Genomic DNA, 22,567 nt, shown 5'->3' on the forward strand with positions numbered 1-22,567 from the left:
CCTGCTATCAAAATCTAAATCTACTTTTACAGCCGGTTCGCTTTATTAACGGCCTTCACCTGCGCATCCTTGTACGCTTTGGCGGCAAAACGCAAAAAATCAGCGTACTGTTCGAGCGCCTTGGTCATATTTTTCGAGGTAGAATCCGAGTCATCCACCCGGTTCCACTGCTGCTGGAATTTCGCTGCGTCCTTGCCCTGCCAGGATGCAGCAAGCACAGTGACTTCTCTCCCGGCAGCAGACATGTTTTTATTGTGTCTGGAAATATAGGTGTCCATCGCATCCGCAGCCGCTTCAAATTGACTGTGGTTCACTTTTATATGGTAGCTCACGCCATTTTCCTCCTTATAAAAACTGTTTGCTAAGCGAAGTATTTGTTGTTTCCGTTTGCGTGTAGCCAGGGTCAACGGTTTGATGCAAAAAGGTCACATAGTTTTGGACCACTTCAAAACGCGGTTCATGAAAGGCGTTTTTGATTTCGTGGAAAGCACTCATCGCCCTCGATGCAGCCGTTCCGTCCCAGGCATTGTTTAATGCCCTCATCGCAGACTCTACAGACGAGAAGTCATCTCTGATTCTACTATTATAGTTAGCAATATTTTTCGCAGCTGCAGACACCCGGGCTGTATCGACTTTAATAAAATCAGCCATTGGTAAAACCCCTTTCTTCTATAAAATTAACTTGCCCCTCCATGGGCTTTGGCAAATGACTCCGTCACCTTCGACGTATCAATATTGTTCAGTTTTCCGGAAACGTAGCGGTAGTGATCGGCAATTTGATAGATTCTTGAGGCGCATTTTTCTTGGCCGATTCCTTCAAAGCCACCGCCAATTCCCGAAGCAATACTTTCCAATTCACTTATAATCTGCTGGAGCTCTCTTTTAATCAGATAGAGCTCCTGCTGTGCATGTGCATCCATCACCATTTCCCCCATTACAAGCTATTTATGTTCGCCAACCAAATCTTTTTAGTCATCTTACAGGCTGCTCATTATTTTCCGCTCTACCGTTTCAAAGTCGTCAGCCGTTTCCTCCAAGTAGGCGGCACATTTTCTCAATTTATAGCTTTCACCCGTGAACAAATCGGCCTGGATCAGATTCCATAAATCCATAAATCCCACTTTGGTATAGAGGGAGTCCATTCTCCGGTCAATCTGTCCTAATCTTTTATTGATACTTTCCAAGCGCTGGGCATAGTTGCGCAGCTTATACGTGTCCACCTGGATAGAGGGATGCGCTGTTGCGTATTTAAAGCCGGAGTTGAAGTGCTTGTTAAACCAGGAAGAAACACCTTTGACCACTTCGCCCACAAATTCCTTCAGGGCATTCTTCACTTCATGGGTAAATTCAGCCAACCGGTCGATCGCCTTCTTCACATGGTCGACGAACTTATGGACCAAATCGGGCAGGTCATTGACTAGAAAGTTCCCGACCCTCACCATCAAGTTGATCGTAAAGGAGTACAGCATCAGATGGCGCTGGACGCCGCCTAATATTTTTGTGGCAAGCAATGCTGCAATTCCCTGGCCGAAATAACCTGAAAAAGGATTTCTCTCAATAACAGCATTGCCGTCTTTGTCAATCAGCATGGCATCAACGGCATGCGGGCCGAAAAAACCTTCCTGTGAACCATTGTTTTTCACATATCTCACTGGATACAGGGTGGTCCCAAGCCAGGCGACAATGTCCCCATTGACCACAATCGCGTCATACTTATCCCGCTGCAGTGCTGCCAGCTGATCCGGGCTTAATTTGTAGGGATTGATTGGCTGCGGGTTGATGGTATGGGCTTCTTTGACATTGTTATAATTTGTCACATACACTTCAGCAGCGAGCTCGCCGCCCTTGGAATGGCCGAATAAATAGTTGTTCCCGCTCTTATCCTCATTTTTTTCAAAAAAAGCAATGGCCTCGAGCGACTGCGGGGACACACCGATAGAGGCAGTCATCGTGTTGTCTGCCATATCTTTCGGGTTGTGGAGCAAATCATCCATGCCTTCCGTTCCCCTGAAGGACATGCCGGTGGCACCGGTTGTCGGGTCTACATAGGCAATCGCGCAAAAGCCGGATTTATCATTTCGGTTCGTATAGTCCTTGATCACCAAATGATCCAGTCCCGCCGCTTTAAGCTCTTTTGCCAGCTTGGGGTCGGCCGCTTGAACCCTTTTATAAAGAGAATCTCCCGCATGCCAGTTTTTTGTTGGCATATCTGTATAAGCAATCTTATTTAGCACAGCGATTTGACGATCTTTTAACTGATCTAAAGAGACTTGTTCAGCCATGCTTTCAACCTCCTACTGTCTTTAGCTGACTCTTGAACTCTTCAAACGATAATCCTTTATCTAACACTGTCAGCGTCTCTTTTACAGATTTGTCAAATTCCTCCCAATCTTGGACTCCGTAGAGATAGAAATTTTCCACGTATTTTTTCGCTTTATCTTCGTCTCCGGAAAATGCAACAATGAAACTAATATTTTCTGAGTCAAATGTCTGCAAAGTTTGGTAGACTTGATACAGATCCTTTAACACTTCATCGTCCGCTTCACCTGAAATGGAAATGATGCTGTCCAAGCTGTAAACATCACCCTTGGCAAACGTAAATTCTTTCTGTTGCATATCTTCGATTGTGAGATCTTCGTTATTCAGATTGGCATAGGTTTTGGCTGCCCGTATATTTTTGATCGACGGGTAATCTATTTTTGCATCGAACAGTTTACCAGCATAAGCATTGGGGTAATTATCATAAAACTCGCCTTTGCTCTCCAATGTTTCTTGAACATTGACCAATACACCGTCCTCCGATTTGGCAACAAGAATATTCTTATTAAGACTGTCATTAAATCCGCGTTTCGCTGGAATATACTCAACCTTCGTAAATTCCTGTCCATACGTATCTTTTAAATACTTAAGCATTGCCTGTTCACTGGTTTTGGCTTCTTTATCCGTTGACTCCTGCTTCATACACCCGCTCACTCCTACTGCTAAAATGATTAAAAGAAAGCTGTAAAGGATCCTTTTCATGGTCACTTCTCCAAACTTTATCTGATGTTTTTGTATCTATTAATATCCACATGGACTTATTTTCAAAATTAAGGCTAAAGGCGATGGGAAACCCATCACCTTCTGCGTGTTCATTTTTTCAAAAACTTTCTTATTTAAAAGCATCAGCCAAGTTAACGTTGGCTGTTTCTGTTTCAAAATAGCCTTGGTCAACATTGACACGTAAAAACTTTACATAGTTATCAAGAATCTCGTAATAGGTTTGAAAGTACTTCGCAGAAAACTCGTCATAAGCGGAAACAGTTGCTTGAGCTGCTTCCCCTTCCCATGTATTGGTAAGATTTTTGATCGTGCTCTGGCTATTCTTCAATTCTTCCAACAGCTGTTGGTTTAGTCTTTCAATCGTATTTGCTATATCAGCCACCTGGGCTGTACTTACTTTAATCGAACCTGCCATCGTTCCTTCACTCCTTCCTAGTTTGTTAGTTTCCTAACTTGAACCATGTTATTTTCTTGAGTAGCAGCGTAGTTGGCACGCTGGGTATCAAGAGCGCGGCTTGCGGTTTGAAGCTTATCAGCCATCTGTTTCAAATCTTCGTTTAAGCCGTTGATCTGGTCAACGAAAGCAAGGTTATCCTCGCCCTCCCAAGCCTCGCCCATGGTATTGGCCGCCTGCATTAACTGAGTATAAATTCCTGTATAGGTTTCAGATAGTTCGGCTAACTTTTTCGAAGCTGTTTCAAGCTCTTGAGGTGTGACTCTAATTCTTTTCCCCATTTTTGTTGCTCCTTTCTCTTTTTGTAAAAATTTATATCAACATGAGTTTCGAACCGTTCTTGATGCCCAGCTCGGCAACCGGCATGTTAATATTGAAAATAATTCCTGTTTCAGCGTCGCATAAAACCTCGCTGCCCATGGCTTTGTATTTGCCATCGGACAAGTCGCTGATCAGGGATGATACCAATGTGAGGACTTCACTCATTTGGCTTTCCAATGGAATGTACACATCAAAGCTTTTGCCTGCTGCAGGAAGGATAATTTCCACGAGTACTTTATTCATCGCTGTCATCGTCCTCCTTTTGCGAGTTTAATAGCTTAACCTTGACGGCCTTCCCGTTTTGAAGGGAGTAAGCAAACTCTGCCGGCATCTCTTCACGCATTTCGGAAGTGATTTTGGCTGGCTTCAGCTGGAATTGCTCGGTTATGCCGCTGCCAATCCAAATCCCATTTCCACTGTGAATATGTTGTTTGTACCATTTATCAAAAGTAAGCCCGGAAAGATTCTTGGACTGTTCAGCAAAAATAACCGTCAAGTTATACTTTGCTTCGCCTTTTTCCAGGATTAACCCAAGCTTCTCAGCACCAAGCTGTGAAAGAGAATTTTTCAACGTAGAAATCGAATTGATGATCATCACCTTTTGCTCAAAGCGTTCGATTTCCCGGCCCTGCTCGAGAGCCTCTTTGAATGTATTATTTCGATAGACGACGGTATCAAACAGGCTACCTATCGCCTCTTCAAATTCTTTAACAGTAGAATAATAAGTGATGCCATCCGTCTGTTTCTCCATGAAACTTTGCTCGGCGTCCAGCACGGTTACATCCAAGCCGCCTTTTTGCGCCATGAATAGAGATAAGTCATAGGCAAACGACTGGTGCTCAGTTCCGGCTGAAAGAATCATATGAATATAGGACTTGCCGAACGGATAATAGTGAACATCGAGCGAGTTCTTTTCCACCCCAATCGGAACGCTGAGGCTTCCTTTTGGTCCGGTGTACTCTGCCAGGAATTCGTGATCCACCCTTTCCGGCAGAATTGGAATCTTCTTCGCTGCCGCACCCTTCCAAGCCTCCTGCAGCTTCAGGCATTCCGCTTGAATGAACGGATATGGCACCGGATCGCTGACAATCTGGGCGACTTGGAATTCGTAAAGCGCATCCCGCTTCACAAGGCCGCGCCCTCTGAATTTCGACGGGAACAAACCGTCCGTCTTGCCGACAACCGTCGCATAATCGGCTTCATCATTTAATTGCAAGGTTAATAGCTGTTTAAAGTTCTGCAGCAGGCGGAAGCGAACAGCCCCTGTCCCCAGCGCAGTGAGGACAAAATAGATGCCATACTTCGTGCCTTCACGAGACAAGTAGGATACAGCCTCTTCTTTTTCATCATAAATCTCGGTGAATGCCGAGAAGTTATGAATGGTGACAACAATCGCCGGAATCTTCTGACCGGTCGCCTCCATATAAGAACGGTGGTCGCCGCCGTAATCAGCGAACAGCTTCTTCCTTTTTTCCACTTCACCTTGCAGCATTTTAAACAGGTTGCTGACTTTTTCGCTTTCATACGAAAGAATGACGTCACCGATATGCGGTGCTTTTGAAAAAGCCCTCAGTGTCTCCGAAGCAAAATCTAATAGATAAAGATTGACCTCCTCCGGAGTATGCTCATGAATGAGCGAATAAATCATCGTGTTCAAGAAGGTCGTTTTGCCGGTGCCGGCTGACCCGTAAATAATCGTATTGCCTTCGTCTGTCAGCGGCAGGCGGAGCAGGCATTGCTGCTGGTGAACCGGGTCGTCGTATTCGCCGATGACTGGGTTAAGCCTAAAGGAAGCCAAACGTTTTAGGGAATCCTCTTGTCGGCGGTCAGTCTTTGTTGTTTTAAGCATGTTCTCTTGCACGGTTTCCGCTGCCGCTGCAATTTCGCTGACGGCCTCCTGAAAAACATCTGGCTTATTTTCTGACGTTAGCCAAAAACCACGGTCCGCATTGTATTTTTTCCGAATATCATCCAAGAGGATCAACGCCGGAATCGGCTCAAGCCAGAGTGGACGAATCTTAATATGCTCCTCTGCCGCAATATTACTTAAATAATCAGTAATCACATCAAGCTGCTTTTTCGGATTTGCGAATAAGCCCTTCTTTTTATCAATCTTCGCCTGCTTAATCGGACGGCCGTTGCGGTCAATGACGACAACACTGTTATCTTTTTCGACTACGACCTTATCAGACGGATAATATGGCGCCCCTGCCCATGCCGACTGCCCCATTTCAAACAATTCATTATAGCCGACCTGCAGGTAAAAGCGGCCTGTATCGGTCAGTTCAGCAGCATCCGGACGCTTCAGCATATCCATACTGTCGGCCCGCTCCTGCACCTTCAGGCTGACCCGGAATTTACTGTTGCTCCAAATTTGGTCATCGACGACCCCGCTCGGCTTCTGTGTTGCCAAAATCAAGTGCACACCCAGGCTCCGGCCAATCCGTGCGGCACTGACAAGCTGGGTCATGAACTCCGGCTGCTGCGTTTTCAGTTCAGCGAACTCGTCGGAGATAATGAACAAATGCTGGAGCGGCTCGCGGACGACTCCTTCGCGATATAGTTTTTGATATTTATAGATATCGATATTACTTTCACCCACCAGCTTGCTTGCTTCGGCAAAAATAGCCTGGCGCCGTTTTAATTCGCTTTCGATGGACACGAGCGAACGCTTAATCGCCGCGCCGTCCAGGTTGGTGATGATTCCGGCTGTGTGCGGCAATTTTTCAAACGATTTCGCCATGCCGCCGCCTTTATAGTCGATTAGGATGAAGGCCACCTCATGTGGATGGTAGTTCACCGCCAGCGATAGGATATAGGAAATAATAAATTCACTTTTACCCGAACCTGTCATACCAGCCACCAAGCCATGCGGCCCGTGGAATTTTTCATGCAGGTCGAGCTTGAACAATTCGCCGAGGGTATCGACGCCGACCGGCGCTTCCAGTGACTTCGTCGGGTCGTTGTCCTTCCAACGGGTAAGAGCGTTTAGGTGCTCGACCTTGCCAACCCCATATAATTCCAAGAACGTGACCATTTGCGGCAGGTTAAAGGAATTCGCCAGCGTATCGAGCGGCACATTGGCTAGCCTCACGCTTAACTGGTTAGGGTCGGCACCGTTTAGGAAGATGTCCGGTGTGAATGAGGTCGTCTTCCCGGTAATATCGTTTTTGTCGAATAGCTTCCCGCTGTTTTCCTCCAGCTCCACCACCATCGAGCACTCTTTTGGCAGGTTTTTCAGCTCATCATAAAAAGTGACAACACTGATATGCAGGTTCTCTTTCTTTGAATACACCTGCTTTAGCATCTCGGCTTTCATGGCCAGCTCTTTGCTTAAGGCAAACACGATATAATACGGCTTAACATCCTCCATCTCGCTTTCATTCATGTTCGCGCGAATTTCAATTTCTTTTTCAATATAGGCGGAAACTTCCTTCACCTCATTGTTGTTGGTCGCAATGAAGCGAAATTTATTATCGTTGCTCCACACATGCGGGAGCCATTTGGTAAAGCCGAATTGTGCTTCCTCGTCCTGGTCATAGACGAAAATCATTTTCACTTCATCGTAGCTGTACAGGGCAGCCAGTTGAAAAATCAACCCTTTGGCAAACTCGATCGTCTGTTTGCGGCTGCCAATAACGCCGGAAATATGATCTTCATATAACGATAGGGTAATAGGAATATTTTTCAGTATCTTTGGCGACTCCACCAAGGTGTACAATTCTTCCTGCAGATTGTCATCGTCAATCGAGAACTTTTTCTCTGAATAGGTAAGGTCTGCCGCTAAGAGACCGCTGCCTGTGCCGACCCTGAGTTTCAGAAAGTCGTTTTGGCCAGGGCCGCGCTCCCACAGATTGCGCTGGACATTTTCAATTCGGTTAATGCAATCTGTGATGGGGACATGGTTTTCCCGTAGAATTTCCTCCTGCTTTTCCGCTTCCTCATTAAAGACGACTGCAATTCGGTCGAGATAATCCTTGTATTTTTCTTGGCGGATTTTCTCCTTTTTCCGTCTTCGCCGCATATCGAACTTTTTCGTCAAAATTGGCCAGAGGATGGTTCCAAGCAGCATGCTGCAGGACATCACGATCGACGGAATCGCCCTTGAAATATCGCCGGTCGCCATCGCGTTATTGACAGCAAAAAGCGCCGTCGCCATTGAGGCCATCCCCATCGTCATCGATGGGCCGATGACAAGCATCATCGGCATTTCTTCACCAATCGCGTTCGGCGGCGGGGAATCGATTTTGATAACCGCTTTTTCGACATCCCGCTTAAAACGGGGTGAACGGTAGAAATAGTCGGTCTCCGGCACCTCGTACTCTTCCTCTTCATCGGGGGGCTGGACGGATTGCGGAATGAACAGCTTTAAGGAATTGGTCCGGATCGCTAACGTCCCGTCCGGATTGTTAAAGGCAACAAAATAGCTGCCGATGATCAGTTTATAGCCCATTATGTATATAATGTCGCCAATCTTTAATGCTTTGCCTTTTACTCTTTCGCCGGCGACAAAAGTTCCGTTCGTACTATGTAAATCCTCGATGCGCCACTGTCCGTTATGAAAGGACAACTTCGCATGAGACGCCGAGACAAACCGATTGGCCAACACGACGTCGTTTTGCTCGGTCCGGCCGATGGAAATCTCGATATCTCGGTCTACCATGTATTTTGTAAAAATTTGTCGGTCGTCCGTGCTCGGTTCCGTAAAAATAATCGTTTTTTGGTCCTGGTCAGAAAGACCCAAATTATAAATACTTAACGGCTGCAAGACCGTATTTCGAATCGGCTTCCCGGTATTATCGAGAACCTTGACATCCTTATTGGATTTTAAAATCCACTCTCCATTGACCCCTTCTATGCCAATCAGTTTTCGGGAGGATTTTCCATTGGAATCATATATCCAAAACTGTCCCCGCACCTTTTCTGGCAGGGAAATCGAGTGAATCCTCTCTCTGTTTATTAACGTTACATTCATCATTCTTCTCCTAGCATAATATCTCTAAAGCTGCAAAACTAGCTTGTGAACGCCGTAATTACCCATAATCTTATTCTCACATAACTATTGGACTACAAAAAGAGGCTAAATTACCATTTTATAGGAAGTCATTTTTATGAGGGAGGCAAAGAAAATATAGGAGTTCGAAGAGGTCAAATAGTTGGGGGATTTTACCCAAAGAACAGGAAGAGTGATGCGAACAGTAAAAATAGCGGCCGATTTTGCCTGATGAGAGGAAGCCGGATTTAAGTGGTAAAAATAGCTGCAGCATCAATGTACTAAAGCTGACTATAAAAAAAAGAAGCCTCGCCATTTTTTTGGCAAGACTAATAAATGATTTATTTTAAAATATTCCGCTGGGTTTGCGCGAGGTTTACTTCGGTTTCGTAAAATTCCCTCGTATATTCCGCCTGGACGGCCTGGGCGTTCAAAATGTTTTCCAAAATCAATATATAATCAGTGCATTTTTCCCCTTTAATGCCCAACGTTTCCGCCTCAATTCGGCCATCAGGAAATATGCGGATTTGAAGTTTTTCCTCCATCTGCCCTCTTCACTCCCTTTTTTAGAAATCGATAGTCCTGCCGCCGCGGTTAAAACGGACGTCATCTGCATAACCCTGACTATCTGCCTTTTCCAATCCACCGTCTGGGACAAGCACAGGGTCTTTTCCATATTCCTTGAGATCTTCCTGTGGGGTTGCAGCGACGGCACGGACATTGGCCCACTCACGGATTCCACGGATTTGCTCAGCCTGGGTCACTGACAATGGCACCGTATTGGCAATCGCCCGTTCGAAATCCTCGAGGCGGATCGGCCGGTCATTGGAATAGGCCTCAAACAAGGCATCGATGACAAGATGCTCAATCTCGGCGCCGACAAAGCCGTCACAGTTTCTAGCCAGCCTATCAAGCACATTTTCTGTTAACTGGAAATCGCCCTTTACTTCCTCATCCTTAATGCGCTTCTGGATATGCACCTTAAGGATTTCCTTTCGTTCCCTAAGCGTTGGCAGGTCGACGAAAAAGATTTCATCAAAACGTCCTTTCCGCATTAATTCTGGCGGCAGCCCGGAAATGTTGTTAGCTGTTGCAATCACAAATACAGGGCTTGTTTTTTCCTGCATCCATGTTAAAAACTGGCCGAATATCCGCGATGAAGTCCCGCTGTCCCCGCCGCTTGTAATACCGCTAAAGCCCTTTTCGATTTCATCAATCCAGAGGATAGATGGAGATATCGCTTCGGCGGTCTTAATCGCCTTGCGCATGTTCTCTTCGCTGCTCCCAACAAGGCCGCTGAAAATTTTCCCCATATCGAGTCTTAGCAAAGGCAGCTGCCACATTGAGCTGATCGCTTTACTGATTAAGCTTTTTCCACAACCCGGAACTCCCGTGATTAGCACCCCTTTTGGCGCAGGCAAGCCGTATTTGCGGGCTGAATCGAGCCATGACTTATTCCGCTTTGAAAGCCAGCGTTTGAGGTTTTCAAGTCCGCCGACGTCCTCAATTTTTAAATCGCTTGTAATGAATTCGAGAATACCTGTTTTCTTAATAATTTGTTCCTTTTCCTGCAAAATGACTTCAACGTCATTGATATCGAGTCGGCCATCCTCGACCATCGCGCGGGCAAAGGCATTCTCAGCCTCCGACAAGGTCAGCCCAAGTGCAGCTTTTGCAAGCCGTTCCTTTTCTTCGTCCGTCAAGGAAATCTGGATCCGGCCCGTCTGCTGGTTCACACGAATCATTTCATCGAGTACTGCATGGATTTCATGAAAGTTCGGAAGATCGAAGTCGACAATCGTGATATCCTTTTGCAAGTCATCCGGGATTACTAGAAATGGAGACGTAAAGATAACATTGATTGGGCTTGGGCTTTGTTTTATTTTTAATAAAATATCTCTCAGCTTTCGGATCACCTGAAAGTCTGCATGGCGTCCCTGGCCGCCAAAATAGATATGAAAATCCTGAAGTACGATGATGCTTGGTTTATCGTGTTTTTCAATAAACTCGAGAACCTTCATCGGTTGTTTGCTATCGCCGATGCCGACGGACTGCCGGTTATGGTCCTGAATCCCCTTTGTGATGCTCCAGGTAAACACTTCCCGCGGTGTTTTAATGAGTTCTGTGTCCTGGGCAACCGAACGGATTAGTGATAGGACTCGGTCCTCCTCCCAGGTTTGGATATATAAATAAGGAAATCTTGCCTTCAATAAATTGGCCAGCAGCGTTCTTGTTCCTTTTTGTTTGACGATAGCCATTTTCTTCCTCCTATTTTGATTCTTTTCTTAGATTATTTGGAGAGATTGTCCTTATGGGATATTTATGAGAACATTTCTATCGTTTTTTGATTTCGCTTGTCCTTATGGGGCCTTCATGAGGACACTTCCACTGATTTTTGGGCTCGTCTTGTCCTCATAGGACCTTCATGAGGACACTTCCACCGATTTTGGAGCTCGTCTTGTCCTCATGAGATCTTCATGAGGACACTTCAATTGATTTTTTTGCTCGTCTTGTCCTCATAGGACCTTCATGAGGACACTTCAACTGATTTTTGGGCGCGTCTTGTCCTCATGAGACCTTCATAAGGACACTTCCACCGATTTTAGAGCTCGTCTTGTCCTCATAAGACTTTCATGAAGACACTTCAGCTGATTTTTGGGCTGTCTTGTCCTCATAGGACCTTCATGAGGACACTTTCACCGATTTTGGAGCTCGTCTTGTCCTCATAGGACCTTCATGAGGACACTTCCACTGATTTTTGGGCGCGTCTTGTCCTAATGAAACCTTTATTAAAACATTTCCCTATGTACATATGGCAAAAAGGCAGCCGGACCAACCCGGCTTGCCTACTTACTTAGTAATCAATGACTCTTCCAGAATGAATATGTGTATCAGTATGGGCCGTTTCGGAGAAAACCAGACGCTGCTTCACTTTTTCCAGCGTGTGCTCCTTTAACCCCATGATTTGTGCGAACTGGTCAAATGTTGTGAAGCCGCCAAGCTCCTCGCGTTTCACGACAACTTTTTTTGCTAAAATAATCCCAATCTCAGGGATGGCCGCGATTTCCTTTTCCGATGCTAGATTAATATTAATTTTCCTGATTTCCTGGTCTTCGGAAAAAAGCGGCTGGATTGGCGGGGTCATTGGTTCAGTTCTTGCCTCCTGCTGGTTCGAACGGGCCTCACTTTTGGGCTGCGGCGGCTTTTGCATCGTCTTGCCAAATTTCGCTTCCGCCTCCTGCCTAAGCTTCATCACCTCTTGATTGAGGAACGATTTTTCATTGGCCTTTAACACATCCAATTGAACCAGATAGGCCGGACGGATTTTAAAGGCATGGATAATCGGGACAATCCACAGAGCCAGAAAAATCATCGCTTCAAATTCGGTGTAGGTCGGAATAAACGCCAATAGGAAGACGGCCAAATAAATTAGCCCATAAATCCGCCAGCGCGCATTTTTGACCTTGGTGCCTGTATACAAAAATGCAATATAACTAGTCATGCCGATCGGCAGAAACGTAAAGATGATCCACCAACTGTTCAGAATCTCCCATTTCCTGCCTCTATCTGTATACACTTTCGCCAAGCTATGTTCCCCCTTTTAACGATTCACCAGATAAGTTAGCTGGATGGAATGATCATCAAGCAGTTCTTCTTTTTCTAAAACCATTCCCTGTTCCTTCGCTTTTTCTAGTAAATGCTGATAGACCCGCTGCTGCAGGTAGTGGGTGTAGGATCCTTCCACCTTATCAATCCAATCCTCGAACGCCTTGATATCGACTGTTTTCGGGAGGACAAGCGAGTAGCAGCCCTCTTCGTTTAGCATGAAGGTCACTTCGTTTTCATTGCTTGTTTTTAGTGAGTCGAGTGTCTCCGCTTTGCGAAACGAACAGCTCCACTCCTCTAAGGCCTGCTGAAGAAGGGACTCGTCCTTCATTCTAGTAGGAAGGACGGTATAGTCCTGGTTGCTTTTTTGAGAACGGTTGGCGATCCCCTCGACAACCTCTTTCGTGACCGCAATTGCCAACGGAACCAGCACAATTTCAAGACTCATGTTATTTAACTCCTTCTTTCGTAATCTAGTTCTAGCAACATATGTAAATCAATAGGCTCGGCCATTCCGTTGGCGGATATCGTACCGTCCGGATGGAGCCGTATTTCTAGTTTGTTAGGAATCTCACGCAGTTTTGCTTCGAGATGCTTATATACATCCGTCAAAAAGCGGTACTGCTGATTTTTCGAACCGATCCAAGGACGGCTGAGGTCATGCTGGCTTTGGATATAAGGGCCGTCAATCAATAGGTCTGTTTCCTTGAGCAGGCTGTGCCAGCTTGGATTGGACGATTTTTGGATAGTTTTATATTCATAGCCAGTAAATGTCACAATCGATAGCTTCAAAGCTTTTATTTTTTGCGCCAGGATGGTGAGCGCCTGGGCTTGACTAAATGGCTCACCGCCTAAAAAAGTGACGCCTTCAAGTTCAGGTGATGCTTCAATGGTACGTTTGATATCTTCGTAGATTTCCTCAATTTCCACCAAGCGCCCGCCGTTAGAGTCCCACGTATGCGGGTTAAAACACCCTTCGCAGCGGATTGGGCATCCTTGGACCCAAATGCAGTACCTTAAGCCAGGTCCCTCCACCTTCGTTTTTCTTTCTATTCTCGACAGCCTTAACAAAGCCAATACCATCACCCACTTAAAAGGAAAATTCAGGTTTATTTTATCACAAGAGTATTCAAAGGGAGAAGGGCAGGGGACTTGAATAGGCCTTTTGGAGGAGGAAGGCCAATTCGGTCAAAACCTACAAACTATTAACTCGGAATTCCGTAGGACCTGGCTCTACGGACAATATCGAAGGAAAATTACCGCAAATTGTCCGTAGGGACCGCTTCTTCGGACAAAACTAACAAAATATTAACCCGAAATGTCCGTAGGACCTGGCTCTACGGACAATATCAGAAGGCAAATTAACGCAAATTGTCCGTAGGGACCGTTTCTTCGGACAAAACTAACAAAATATTAACCCGAAATGTCCGTAGGACTTGGCACCACGGACAATATCGAAGGCAAATTAACGCAAATTGTCCGTAGGGACCGTTTCTTCGGACAAAACTAACAAAATATTAACCCGAAATGGCTGTAGGGCTCACCGCTTTGGACAGCAGCAAGAATAAAATCCCCATGAAATCTCCCCAATCCTTTCCCAGAGCAAGAGCAGCTTGGGGCAGGCTCCTGAATAACTGCTCCAACCAACTCATATAGTTAGAAGTGAAGGTATTCTTGGGCGAACCGTATAAATTCGTGAAAAATGGGGGGAGTTTATGTTCAAGTTTTTTTCAAAAAAAAAGAAACAAAAGAAAAACGATGACAACATAAACTCCCTTCTTTTAGATAAGCTGGACCGTATGATTGAGCTCCTTGAGAAGCAGCAGCAGGAACCGAACGGAAAGAGCATCCACATCGATAAAGTCCATATCGATTATCTTGAAAACATCACCTTCCAGTTAGAGAACATCGAAATAGATGAGTTAAGCGGGAAACTGCTGATTGGCACAAATATAAGCGGCTCTGATGATCTCGCTGCCTCGATTATTCAAAAGATTGACAAGCAGGAACTGAAGCAGGAAGCCATGTCAGAAGAAACCCCTCCTCTAAATGAAAACATAACCAAAACCTCCAAAGGCTTCCGCTTCCGCAGCGGCGGTTAAACCTCTAATCCACTAAACCCGGGTAATATTGGCAATCTTAACATCTTGGTCATCAATAATAGAGTCGATCACATCGTTGTCTGTATTGATGGCGACATTGGCAATGGAATGATTCGCATTTCCATAAGTACTGCCATAGGCATGATTTAATTTATCATTGGCATCCATTCCAGTGATATGACCTTCACCGACCGTCACCACGTTATTTCGCTCCATTGAGGCAACATTTATACTATCTAAATTAATGGTCGAGGTGTTTTCATTTCCTGGATTCGCAAAAGAAACATTAATGTCTCGGTCATCAATCGGCGTATCAATAACATCCGGGTCATTTAATATCAGTAAATTTTGATATACATAATTAGATTCTCCGCTAATATCGCCAATCACATTATTGGTTTTCCCGTGGGCACTCCAGCCAATCGCATTATTCCGTTCCCCAATAAAGATGCCGGCCTGCCGCTCCATCGTTTGGACTTGAATATTCCCATTAAACGTAAATTCAAATGAACAGCCCATCTTAACTTCTCACCACGTTTCTTTTTTTACCGAAGTTATCTTACAAAATATGTTAACAGCAGGGAGAACGTGATATTTGCCTAGGAAAGGAGAAAAATTTGTGACATTCGCCCATCCCCTGAATATGATAACGAAAAAGGAATGGGTTGAATTCGGATGAAGCTTTCATTAGGGAAGATCAGCATTACCTATATCGGGAACACATCAGGAGTGTTTTTTGGGGAAAAGAATACCCATCAACAGTTCCACAGCGAAACCTGCAAAAACGAGGTCGTGGGATCCTTGTCCGGGAATGAAAATACACTCAGCCAAGGCCATTGGATGAAAACTAGAGCAAGGAAGGATGAATAATTCGTGGCGTCCCCCATTTTATCCCCAACCTTTCACATCGGCACGATCAATATTGGCCATATCGAAGCGGCATCGGTTTTTAGTATCGGAAATAACTTCATTGATGATTTTAAAAGCAACAAAAAACATAACCAGGGGCTAGGCAATATTCACGGCAACCGAAATAACTTTGCTCACTCGAGTGCTGGATTGACCAATTATGAAGACCAGGCGAAAACGGGACCTGAACCTGAGCAGACAACACAAAAGACCCTTAAATGATTAAGGGTCTTTCCAGTTTTACACATTCCCGCCAAAATTCCCTTTGAAATCTTGGTCAAACATTAGACCATCAATGAAATCTAAGTTGTCAAAGTTAAAAACGACATTCCCGAATATATTATTAAAGAACCCAAACGTACTACCGAAAGCCTGATTAAATTTCCTGTGGGCATCCATCCCTGTCACAAATGACTCACCGACATTGACCGAAGCATTTTGTTGAGGGGAATTAACATTTAACACCCCTAAATTAATAACTGAAGGCACCTTCTCTTCCCCCTAATTCTCCCCTGCTATAAACCATCATATGTTTTGGGAATCATTCAGTGAAAGGAAATTTCATCATGGCATGCTCACTAGAGCTTCAACTCAGTGAACTTTTGCTAAAAGGTAATCCCAAGACCACCACTCTTTACACAGCACTTATTTAAAGGATAATATGTGTATTATAGGTAAATTTAGCTATTGCGAAAGAACCGCGAAAATGACCAGCCGGTATAAAGGAATGTGACGAAATGAAGTTAATGGTTTTTGATGTGGATGGGACTTTGTCTGGGCATGGAACGGCAATCCCTGAGGAAGTGGCAGAACAATTAAGGCGCTATGAACAAAGCGGGCTTATAATTGGAATTTGTTCCGGGAAACCGGCCTATTACTTGGCAGGCTTGGCACGGGGGATGGGATTGAAAAAGGCCCAAATAATCGGCGAAAACGGCGGCGTTATTTTTAATGCGGCAACATTAGAGGAATCCTATATCGTCAAAAGACTTCCGGTATTAGATGAAATCGAAAAGAAAGCCGTGGTAGATTTTAAGGATAAGATTTGGATTCAGCCTAACCGCATCGCCTTAACTATTTTTCCAAAAAACCAACAGGAAGTCCCACACCTTGCGGAATATTTAAGGGAAATGCTGACGCCGATTGAAAAAGAGGTAGTGATGTATGTGCATGTGGACGCAATCGACATTGTTCCCGTTGGGGTGGACAAAGGGGCTGCTTTAAAAAAGCTATCTAAAGAATTACAAATAGAGAAGGAAAACATCTTGGCCTTCGGCGACTCCACAAATGACCTGCCCATGTTCCGCGAATCCGGCAAGGTGGTCATTATCGGCCAGCTGATTGAATATCCAAACTCCGTATCATTTGAAAGCATCCATGAGGCATTTCAATCAAAAATCGTAAATGAATTTATTAAATAGAAAAATTGTAAAGGGAAAAGGGGAAGTTTCAAGTGAAAGCGGAAGTATACATACTTGGACTGTTTACATTTCAAGGGGAAGAAGACGAAAATATCGTTTTTAGCAATGAACAATTAAACATAATCAATACCAATATTGAAAATCAGTTAGGCATTAAAAGAGTCAACCAGCCCAGTAAATGGGTCAACTATCCATTGAATCAAAAGGAAATAACGGAAAGCCTTCATACAACGGCTTGTACCATCACGGCAGCTGAAATGGGATATTACCATCATCGCGTCATTTTCCGTTTTATTCTTGAAGGGGAAAATCTTCACCCTGAACTGCGCAATTTAAGGCAAAATCTGAAATCCTATTCAAAGGAAATTATTCAAAATGCCATCATTCAGCCGAACCGGGCTCTAAAGTTTATGGACTTCGACATTTACCCGCTTTTTATTATCCATGAGGGGTTAAACTTTTTCATGAAAAAAGAAGACCCTGTCTTTTCGAATGATACGACCACAATGGCCTTTGATATCACCGAACCTAGTAAACTATCACCGATTGGCAAGAAGTATAACATTCGCATCAGTATCCCTTCGACGATTATCTATACAAGGGCCGGGGTCAGCGATGATTTTCTCAAAGCGATGATCAATTCCATCTATCAATACTGCCTCTATGAAAAAAAGGAACTAAATAAGCAGAAGAAAATAACTGAGATCGGCGAAGGACAGCTTGTCAAATTATGGCACCATATTATCGACACGATGGGTGGCAGGACGCTCGACAAAAATATTGCAAAGGTATCGCAGACGAATTACATCCTGGCGTTTGCCGCACTTCTGATTGCGATTGTGGCTTTCGATATCGAAAAATTCACGGCCAACTGGCACTATTTAACCAGTTCTGTCAGAACCTTTGTCAACATAATATTTTCAATCTTTCATTAAAGGGAAATAAAACAGGTGCCTGGGTCCGCTGCTTTAAAGTGTTAATGCAGGGGAGCCCAGGCACCCTTTCTATGAAGAATTACTCTATCGCATCAATCTCTACCAAATCCCAGGAGGTGACAATGGCGAGCGGCTTTTGCTGCTGCTCCCCAGTTTCCGTAATGATGACCGCTTCGAGCTTTTGATTTTTCAAATGATATTGTTCAAAAATCTCTTCTACCTCGAAGATATCAATATCTTTACTAACAAACTCGACACGGCGATTTCTTTTTTCAGAAAAGAGCTCTCTTACTTCTACTTCGTCAATCACGATACTGCTGCCGGTTAGATGATTGGCAAACCAACCAATGATTTCCTCCGCAGTTAGCAGCCACTTAAAACCGTTCTCATCATAAATAGGAAAAAGCGAAACGGATTTCTTTTGGATGACGGTTAAGATATCCTTCAGTTTGGCATTTTCATAATAGTAGAATACGGGCTTGGATGCGATGGAAAATGCCGCCTTGGGCTCTAGGAGCAAATCGGCAATCATTTCAATTTTTGCCACAACATCTTCATGTGGTTCGGCAATATAAAAGCCCAGCTCCACCTTGTCGTGGACAATCGAGTTTCTCAGGCGGCCAAACATTTTTAGGTCATGGTAGTACTTGCGAAGAATCGAGTGGCGCGGAAAGCCGGACCGAAGCAGGTCGGTAAACTTATCGGATCGTTCCTCCCTTATATTCCGCTGCAGCCAGGCATGAATTTGGTTGAAGGCCACTTCGAATCGTTCTGATAGTTTTTGATTTTGCAATGTTGTCATACGCGTTATCTCCTATAACGGCAGCCTCACCTGCGCGGTGGTGCCTTTGTTTCCTTCGCTTTGGAAAGTAATCGTTCCGTTGTGCTGTTTGATGATTCTAAAGCAGATCATCAAGCCGAGGCCTGTCCCCTTTTCTTTGTTGCTGTAGAAAGGCTCGCCAAGTCTTTTGATACGCTCCTCACTGATTCCGATCCCGTTATCGATGACCTGAATCAGCAGCTGGTCACACTCAATCCCTACCGTGATTTTAATGAGACCCTTTCGTTTGCTATCCAGTGCATCCATACTATTTTTGCAGAGATTTAACAGCACCTGTTTGATTTGGTTGGCGTCGCACATAATCGTCGGGAGATCCGGCTCTATTCCTAGCAGGATTTCCACATCCTTCAGGTGCGCCTCCGATTTGATTAAGGTCTCCACCTCTTTTAACAAAACTGGAATATTCACTTGCTTTAGCTGAATTTCTTGAGGCCTTGCCAAAGAAAGAAACTCCTTAATAATGTCCTCTACCCGGTCGAACTCGCCAAGTACTACATCAAAGTATTCGTCCCTGATGATTCCCTGCTGAAATAGCTGGATAAACCCTTTAATCGATGTCATCGGATTCCTAATTTCATGGGCAACACCGGCTGCCAGCTCACCCACCAAAGATAATTTTTCCGATTTCGATAGCAGCTCCTCGGCTCTTCTTTTCTCCGTAATATCATTGCTGACCACCATGATATGTTCCACTTCGCCATTTTCACCAATGACCGGCGTGCCATTACATTCTAGCAGCCTCCAATCCCCATTCGCATGTAAAAAGCGAAGTTCTACTTTCGACGGAGATTTGCTGTCCAGCACCTCGGCAAATAGCTTAAGGATAAGCTTGGAATCTTCCGGATGAATAAGATGAGCCGTGTCGTTTCCTATAAAAAATTCAGGATCATAACCCAGTACGGTATGATGGGACGGAGAAGCGTAAGTGCAGGTTCCATTCCGATCAAATAAAATAATCAAATCGGTCATGTTCTCCGTAATTAACCGGTACTTATTTTCACTATCATGCAAGGCTTTTTCCACTTTTCTTCTTTCCGTAATATCCACACACGAAGCGATGACCTCGACCACTTCCCCGCCTCGTTTTATCGGGCTTAACGCGGCCAGATAGGAAACCCCATTCATCTCTCCTTCGTAGGAAACGTGTTCTTCCCCGTCCCATGCCCTTTGATAGTAGCTTTCCTTTTGATCGGCATACTCCTTAGGTAAAAACTCTGTTAAACTTTTTCCTACCACAAGACTAGGGATAAGGCCCAGCCGGTACAGCAATTCCCCATCACATAAGGTATGAATGAAACGGCCATTAATTTTCTTAATCTTAAAAGTCATCCCTTGCTGCAGACGGATCGTTTCATTTAATTCCTTCCTTGCAATCCGGACAAATTCCTCTGCCCACTTGCGTTCGTTGACGTCCTGCGATAAACCGAATTCCTTCACCATCCGCTGAATGTCGAACCATTTAGTTTCAACTTCGGCGGCCGGTACAGGTTTTGTAAAAAAGTATCCCTGCCCTTCGTCACAAAGGTGCTGCTGCAGGAACAACAGCTGTTCCTTTGTCTCGATTCCTTCCGCGACCACACTTAAGTTTAAATTGTGCGCCATCGAAATGATCGTTTTGACAATGGTCTCGTCATTTGGGTTTTTATGCACACGCTGGACAAATTCCTGATCAATTTTTAACGTATCGACTGGGAACTTTTGCAGGTAATTTAACGAACTAAAACCCTTTCCAAAATCGTCAATACTGATCCGCACACCCAGCTTTTTTAGCTTTTGTAACGTATAGATAGTCCGTTCGATGCTGGCTGTCATGCTTTCCGTGATCTCCAGCTCTAAAAAGTGCGGCTCCAACTGCGTCTCGTACAGGACAATCGCAACGGTTTCATGCAAATTGGATTGCGTAAACTGACGGGCCGAGAGATTGACTGAGACCGTAGTGGAAAAACCTTTGCGCTGCCATTCCTTGCATTGCTTGCAGGCGGTATATAAGGCCCACTCGCCAATCGGAGTGATCAATCCTGTTTCTTCCGCAATCGGGATAAAGGTACCGGGAGCAATCATCCCTAATTCCGAATGGTTCCAGCGGATTAACGCCTCCACTCCGGTTATTTTCCCTGTTTTTAAATTCACCTTCGGCTGGTAATGCAAAAGCAGCTCTTCTTTTTCCAACGCTTTATGGAGGTCCATCTCGATTTTTAATGGATTCATGTTGGATTTACGTTCTTTTTGGGAATAAAATTTAAAATTATTTTTTCCGTCATTCTTGGCATGGTACATGGCGAAATCGGCCTTTTTGATGAGGATTTCCACGTTTTCGCCATCTTCCGGGTACATACTGATACCGATACTAGGAGAGGTAAAAATATCGTAGTTTCCAATTTGGAAAGGCTCGCTCAGAATATCGAGTATTTTTCTCGATACGATGGAAGCGACATCCCGATCGGCATTTTTTAAAATAATAATAAATTCATCTCCGCCCTGCCTGAACACAATGTCTTTATTATACAGAGAGGACTTCATTCGTTCCGCTACTTCCTTAAGCAATTGGTCTCCTGTCGTATGACCAAGTGTGTCGTTAATCAGTTTGAAGCGATCAAGGTCCAAAAAGAGAATCGCCACCTGCTGGTTTCGTTCGCGAGCGATAATAATTTCCTTCGAAAGGGTCGAATTTAGCTTATTTCGGTTGGGCAGGCCAGTTAAATAATCGTGGTAGGCCATATGCTCGTTGGTTTCTTCGATTTCCACCTGCTTTGTAATGTCCTGCGCAATACCAAAAACACCATTAATTTGCCCATCTGCCATTAGGGGGACGATGGTCACGTTGGCATGAAGAATCATGCCATTTGTACTTTTAATGGACGTTCGGAAATTTTGTGGTGTGCCATTTTTGCATTGTTCAAAATAATAGATGGTATCGGCCAGTTTTTCCGGAACAATGAACGAATGAAAAGAAATCGGCTTAAGTAATTCTTCTCTTCGATAGCCCGTAAGTTGTTCACAAACGGAATTACAGCTTGTAAAATACCCATCTAAATCAAAAGAGTAGACACAGTTAGCATTATATTCAAACAGCGAATTGTACCGCAGGTTGTTTTCTTCTAATACCTTCTGCAATTTTTTTTGTTCAGTGATGTCTTTAATAATGCAGTACACACCAACCATTTTTTCATCAATCATGATTGGAATAGTGGTCGTACTTGTGAAAAGAATTTCTCCACTTTTATGGACGATTCTTAATTCCATCCGCTCAGAATGACCATTTTTCGCAAGTTTGTAAGCTTGATAGGTTTTAGGCAGGTCTGCTTCATAAACCCAATCTTTAAAGGACTTACTCATCATTTCCGTCTCACTGTATCCAGTTAAAGCTTCACAGCTTTTATTAACACTCGTCACATTCCCTTTCAAATCCAGGGAACACACTAAATCATGGTTGTAGTTAAAGAGTGACTTATACCTTTTTTCGTTCATGATGAGCTGTTCCTGCAGTTGTAAGGACTCTCTTTTTTGCTCGGTAATGTCATAGATCGACCCGCTAATAGCGATGACCTTTCCCTTCGAATCCAAAATCGAATGGGCACGATTCTCAATCCACCTTACCTCGCCATCCGAACGAATAATGCGATATTCCACGGTCGTCGGGCTGCCCTCCAGCTGACGGGAAATCGCATGGTCAAGAATCCAGCGGTCGTCAGGGTAAACAGAGTTCCGCCACAGGAATGGATTATTCATAAAATCATCCTGTGTATATCCATAGATGGCGGCATTTCCCTTCGAAACCCATAACGTTTCCTTTGCCAAATCCCTATACCAAATCGTTAAATCCGGGCTATCAAATAGTTTCCCTAATGCTTCATTCATCCCTATATGCTCATCAAAAAGGGCAGCAATCGACATGACCTTCATATGTAATACCCCGCTCCTTCAAGACTTATCCCTTTATAGA

At 44.4% G+C, this 22,567-nt stretch carries 23 protein-coding genes; 5 read left to right on the forward strand and 18 right to left on the reverse strand.

Features of this window, described 5'->3' with window-relative positions; genetic code table 11:
* Positions 1-26 precede the first annotated feature (26 nt).
* From ACZ5AE_RS25970 to ACZ5AE_RS26035, 14 genes are all read right to left on the reverse strand, one after another.
* The gene (locus ACZ5AE_RS25970) at positions 27-332 is read right to left on the reverse strand and encodes a WXG100 family type VII secretion target (protein ID WP_464567424.1); all 306 of its coding nucleotides are present in this window, start codon (positions 330-332) and stop codon (positions 27-29) included.
* Between the two features lie 13 nt (positions 333-345).
* Positions 346-651, reverse strand: a complete 306-nt coding sequence (locus ACZ5AE_RS25975) for a WXG100 family type VII secretion target (RefSeq protein WP_464567426.1) — start codon at positions 649-651, stop codon at positions 346-348.
* Between the two features lie 26 nt (positions 652-677).
* On the reverse strand, positions 678-920 hold the full coding sequence (locus ACZ5AE_RS25980) for a hypothetical protein (protein ID WP_464567428.1): 243 nt from the start codon (positions 918-920) through the stop codon (positions 678-680).
* A gap of 57 nt (positions 921-977) precedes the next feature.
* The gene (locus ACZ5AE_RS25985) at positions 978-2,282 is read right to left on the reverse strand and encodes a hypothetical protein (RefSeq protein ID WP_464567430.1); all 1,305 of its coding nucleotides are present in this window, start codon (positions 2,280-2,282) and stop codon (positions 978-980) included.
* Positions 2,283-2,286: 4 nt separating this feature from the next.
* Positions 2,287-3,021, reverse strand: coding sequence for a hypothetical protein (locus tag ACZ5AE_RS25990; protein WP_464567432.1), 735 nt, complete (start codon positions 3,019-3,021; stop codon positions 2,287-2,289).
* Between the two features lie 130 nt (positions 3,022-3,151).
* On the reverse strand, positions 3,152-3,457 hold the full coding sequence (locus ACZ5AE_RS25995) for a WXG100 family type VII secretion target (RefSeq protein WP_213117480.1): 306 nt from the start codon (positions 3,455-3,457) through the stop codon (positions 3,152-3,154).
* 17 nt (positions 3,458-3,474) lie between these two features.
* The gene (locus ACZ5AE_RS26000) at positions 3,475-3,777 is read right to left on the reverse strand and encodes a WXG100 family type VII secretion target (RefSeq protein WP_464567434.1); all 303 of its coding nucleotides are present in this window, start codon (positions 3,775-3,777) and stop codon (positions 3,475-3,477) included.
* A 31-nt stretch (positions 3,778-3,808) separates the two neighbouring features.
* Positions 3,809-4,060, reverse strand: coding sequence for a ubiquitin family protein (locus ACZ5AE_RS26005; protein ID WP_464567436.1), 252 nt, complete (start codon positions 4,058-4,060; stop codon positions 3,809-3,811).
* Complete coding sequence (gene essC, locus ACZ5AE_RS26010) at positions 4,053-8,795, reverse strand: type VII secretion protein EssC (protein WP_464567438.1); 4,743 nt, start codon at positions 8,793-8,795, stop codon at positions 4,053-4,055. The genes ACZ5AE_RS26005 and essC overlap by 8 nt, the downstream gene beginning before the upstream one ends.
* A gap of 356 nt (positions 8,796-9,151) precedes the next feature.
* Entirely contained in the window at positions 9,152-9,355 is a 204-nt protein-coding gene (locus tag ACZ5AE_RS26015) for a DUF2997 domain-containing protein (RefSeq protein ID WP_464567440.1), read from the reverse strand.
* A 21-nt stretch (positions 9,356-9,376) separates the two neighbouring features.
* Positions 9,377-11,068 (reverse strand): AAA family ATPase, encoded by a 1,692-nt coding sequence (locus tag ACZ5AE_RS26020; RefSeq protein WP_464567442.1) that lies wholly within the window; start codon positions 11,066-11,068, stop codon positions 9,377-9,379.
* Positions 11,069-11,664: 596 nt separating this feature from the next.
* A complete protein-coding gene (locus tag ACZ5AE_RS26025) occupies positions 11,665-12,387 on the reverse strand; it encodes a ComEA family DNA-binding protein (protein WP_464573738.1) in 723 nt (240 codons plus the stop codon).
* A gap of 24 nt (positions 12,388-12,411) precedes the next feature.
* Positions 12,412-12,864 carry a hypothetical protein gene (locus ACZ5AE_RS26030; protein ID WP_464567444.1) on the reverse strand — a complete coding sequence of 151 codons (453 nt, stop codon included), beginning with the start codon at positions 12,862-12,864 and terminating at the stop codon, positions 12,412-12,414.
* Positions 12,865-12,869: 5 nt separating this feature from the next.
* Positions 12,870-13,499, reverse strand: coding sequence for a 4Fe-4S single cluster domain-containing protein (locus tag ACZ5AE_RS26035; protein WP_464573739.1), 630 nt, complete (start codon positions 13,497-13,499; stop codon positions 12,870-12,872).
* Positions 13,500-14,131: 632 nt separating this feature from the next.
* On the opposite strand from ACZ5AE_RS26035, the gene ACZ5AE_RS26040 reads away from it, so the two are divergent.
* Entirely contained in the window at positions 14,132-14,518 is a 387-nt protein-coding gene (locus ACZ5AE_RS26040; protein WP_464567446.1) for a hypothetical protein, read from the forward strand.
* Between the two features lie 12 nt (positions 14,519-14,530).
* Here ACZ5AE_RS26040 and ACZ5AE_RS26045 read toward each other — a convergent pair whose 3' ends face one another.
* Positions 14,531-15,037, reverse strand: coding sequence for a hypothetical protein (locus tag ACZ5AE_RS26045; RefSeq protein WP_464567448.1), 507 nt, complete (start codon positions 15,035-15,037; stop codon positions 14,531-14,533).
* A gap of 156 nt (positions 15,038-15,193) precedes the next feature.
* Between ACZ5AE_RS26045 and ACZ5AE_RS26050 the strand changes: the two genes are divergently transcribed.
* Complete coding sequence (locus ACZ5AE_RS26050) at positions 15,194-15,388, forward strand: hypothetical protein (protein WP_464567450.1); 195 nt, start codon at positions 15,194-15,196, stop codon at positions 15,386-15,388.
* A gap of 3 nt (positions 15,389-15,391) precedes the next feature.
* On the forward strand, positions 15,392-15,649 hold the full coding sequence (locus ACZ5AE_RS26055; protein ID WP_464567452.1) for a hypothetical protein: 258 nt from the start codon (positions 15,392-15,394) through the stop codon (positions 15,647-15,649).
* Positions 15,650-15,667: 18 nt separating this feature from the next.
* Here ACZ5AE_RS26055 and ACZ5AE_RS26060 read toward each other — a convergent pair whose 3' ends face one another.
* Positions 15,668-15,916 (reverse strand): hypothetical protein, encoded by a 249-nt coding sequence (locus ACZ5AE_RS26060; RefSeq protein WP_464567454.1) that lies wholly within the window; start codon positions 15,914-15,916, stop codon positions 15,668-15,670.
* Between the two features lie 248 nt (positions 15,917-16,164).
* On the opposite strand from ACZ5AE_RS26060, the gene ACZ5AE_RS26065 reads away from it, so the two are divergent.
* On the forward strand, positions 16,165-16,848 hold the full coding sequence (locus ACZ5AE_RS26065; protein WP_464567456.1) for an HAD family hydrolase: 684 nt from the start codon (positions 16,165-16,167) through the stop codon (positions 16,846-16,848).
* 32 nt (positions 16,849-16,880) lie between these two features.
* The gene (locus ACZ5AE_RS26070; protein WP_464567458.1) at positions 16,881-17,783 is read left to right on the forward strand and encodes a hypothetical protein; all 903 of its coding nucleotides are present in this window, start codon (positions 16,881-16,883) and stop codon (positions 17,781-17,783) included.
* Between the two features lie 79 nt (positions 17,784-17,862).
* On the opposite strand, the gene ACZ5AE_RS26075 is transcribed toward ACZ5AE_RS26070, so the two are convergent.
* A complete protein-coding gene (locus ACZ5AE_RS26075; protein ID WP_464567460.1) occupies positions 17,863-18,585 on the reverse strand; it encodes a CBS domain-containing protein in 723 nt (240 codons plus the stop codon).
* A 12-nt stretch (positions 18,586-18,597) separates the two neighbouring features.
* A complete protein-coding gene (locus ACZ5AE_RS26080; RefSeq protein ID WP_464567462.1) occupies positions 18,598-22,527 on the reverse strand; it encodes a PAS domain S-box protein in 3,930 nt (1,309 codons plus the stop codon).
* Positions 22,528-22,567 lie beyond the last annotated feature (40 nt).

Source organism: Neobacillus sp. S1227, assembly GCF_055385255.1.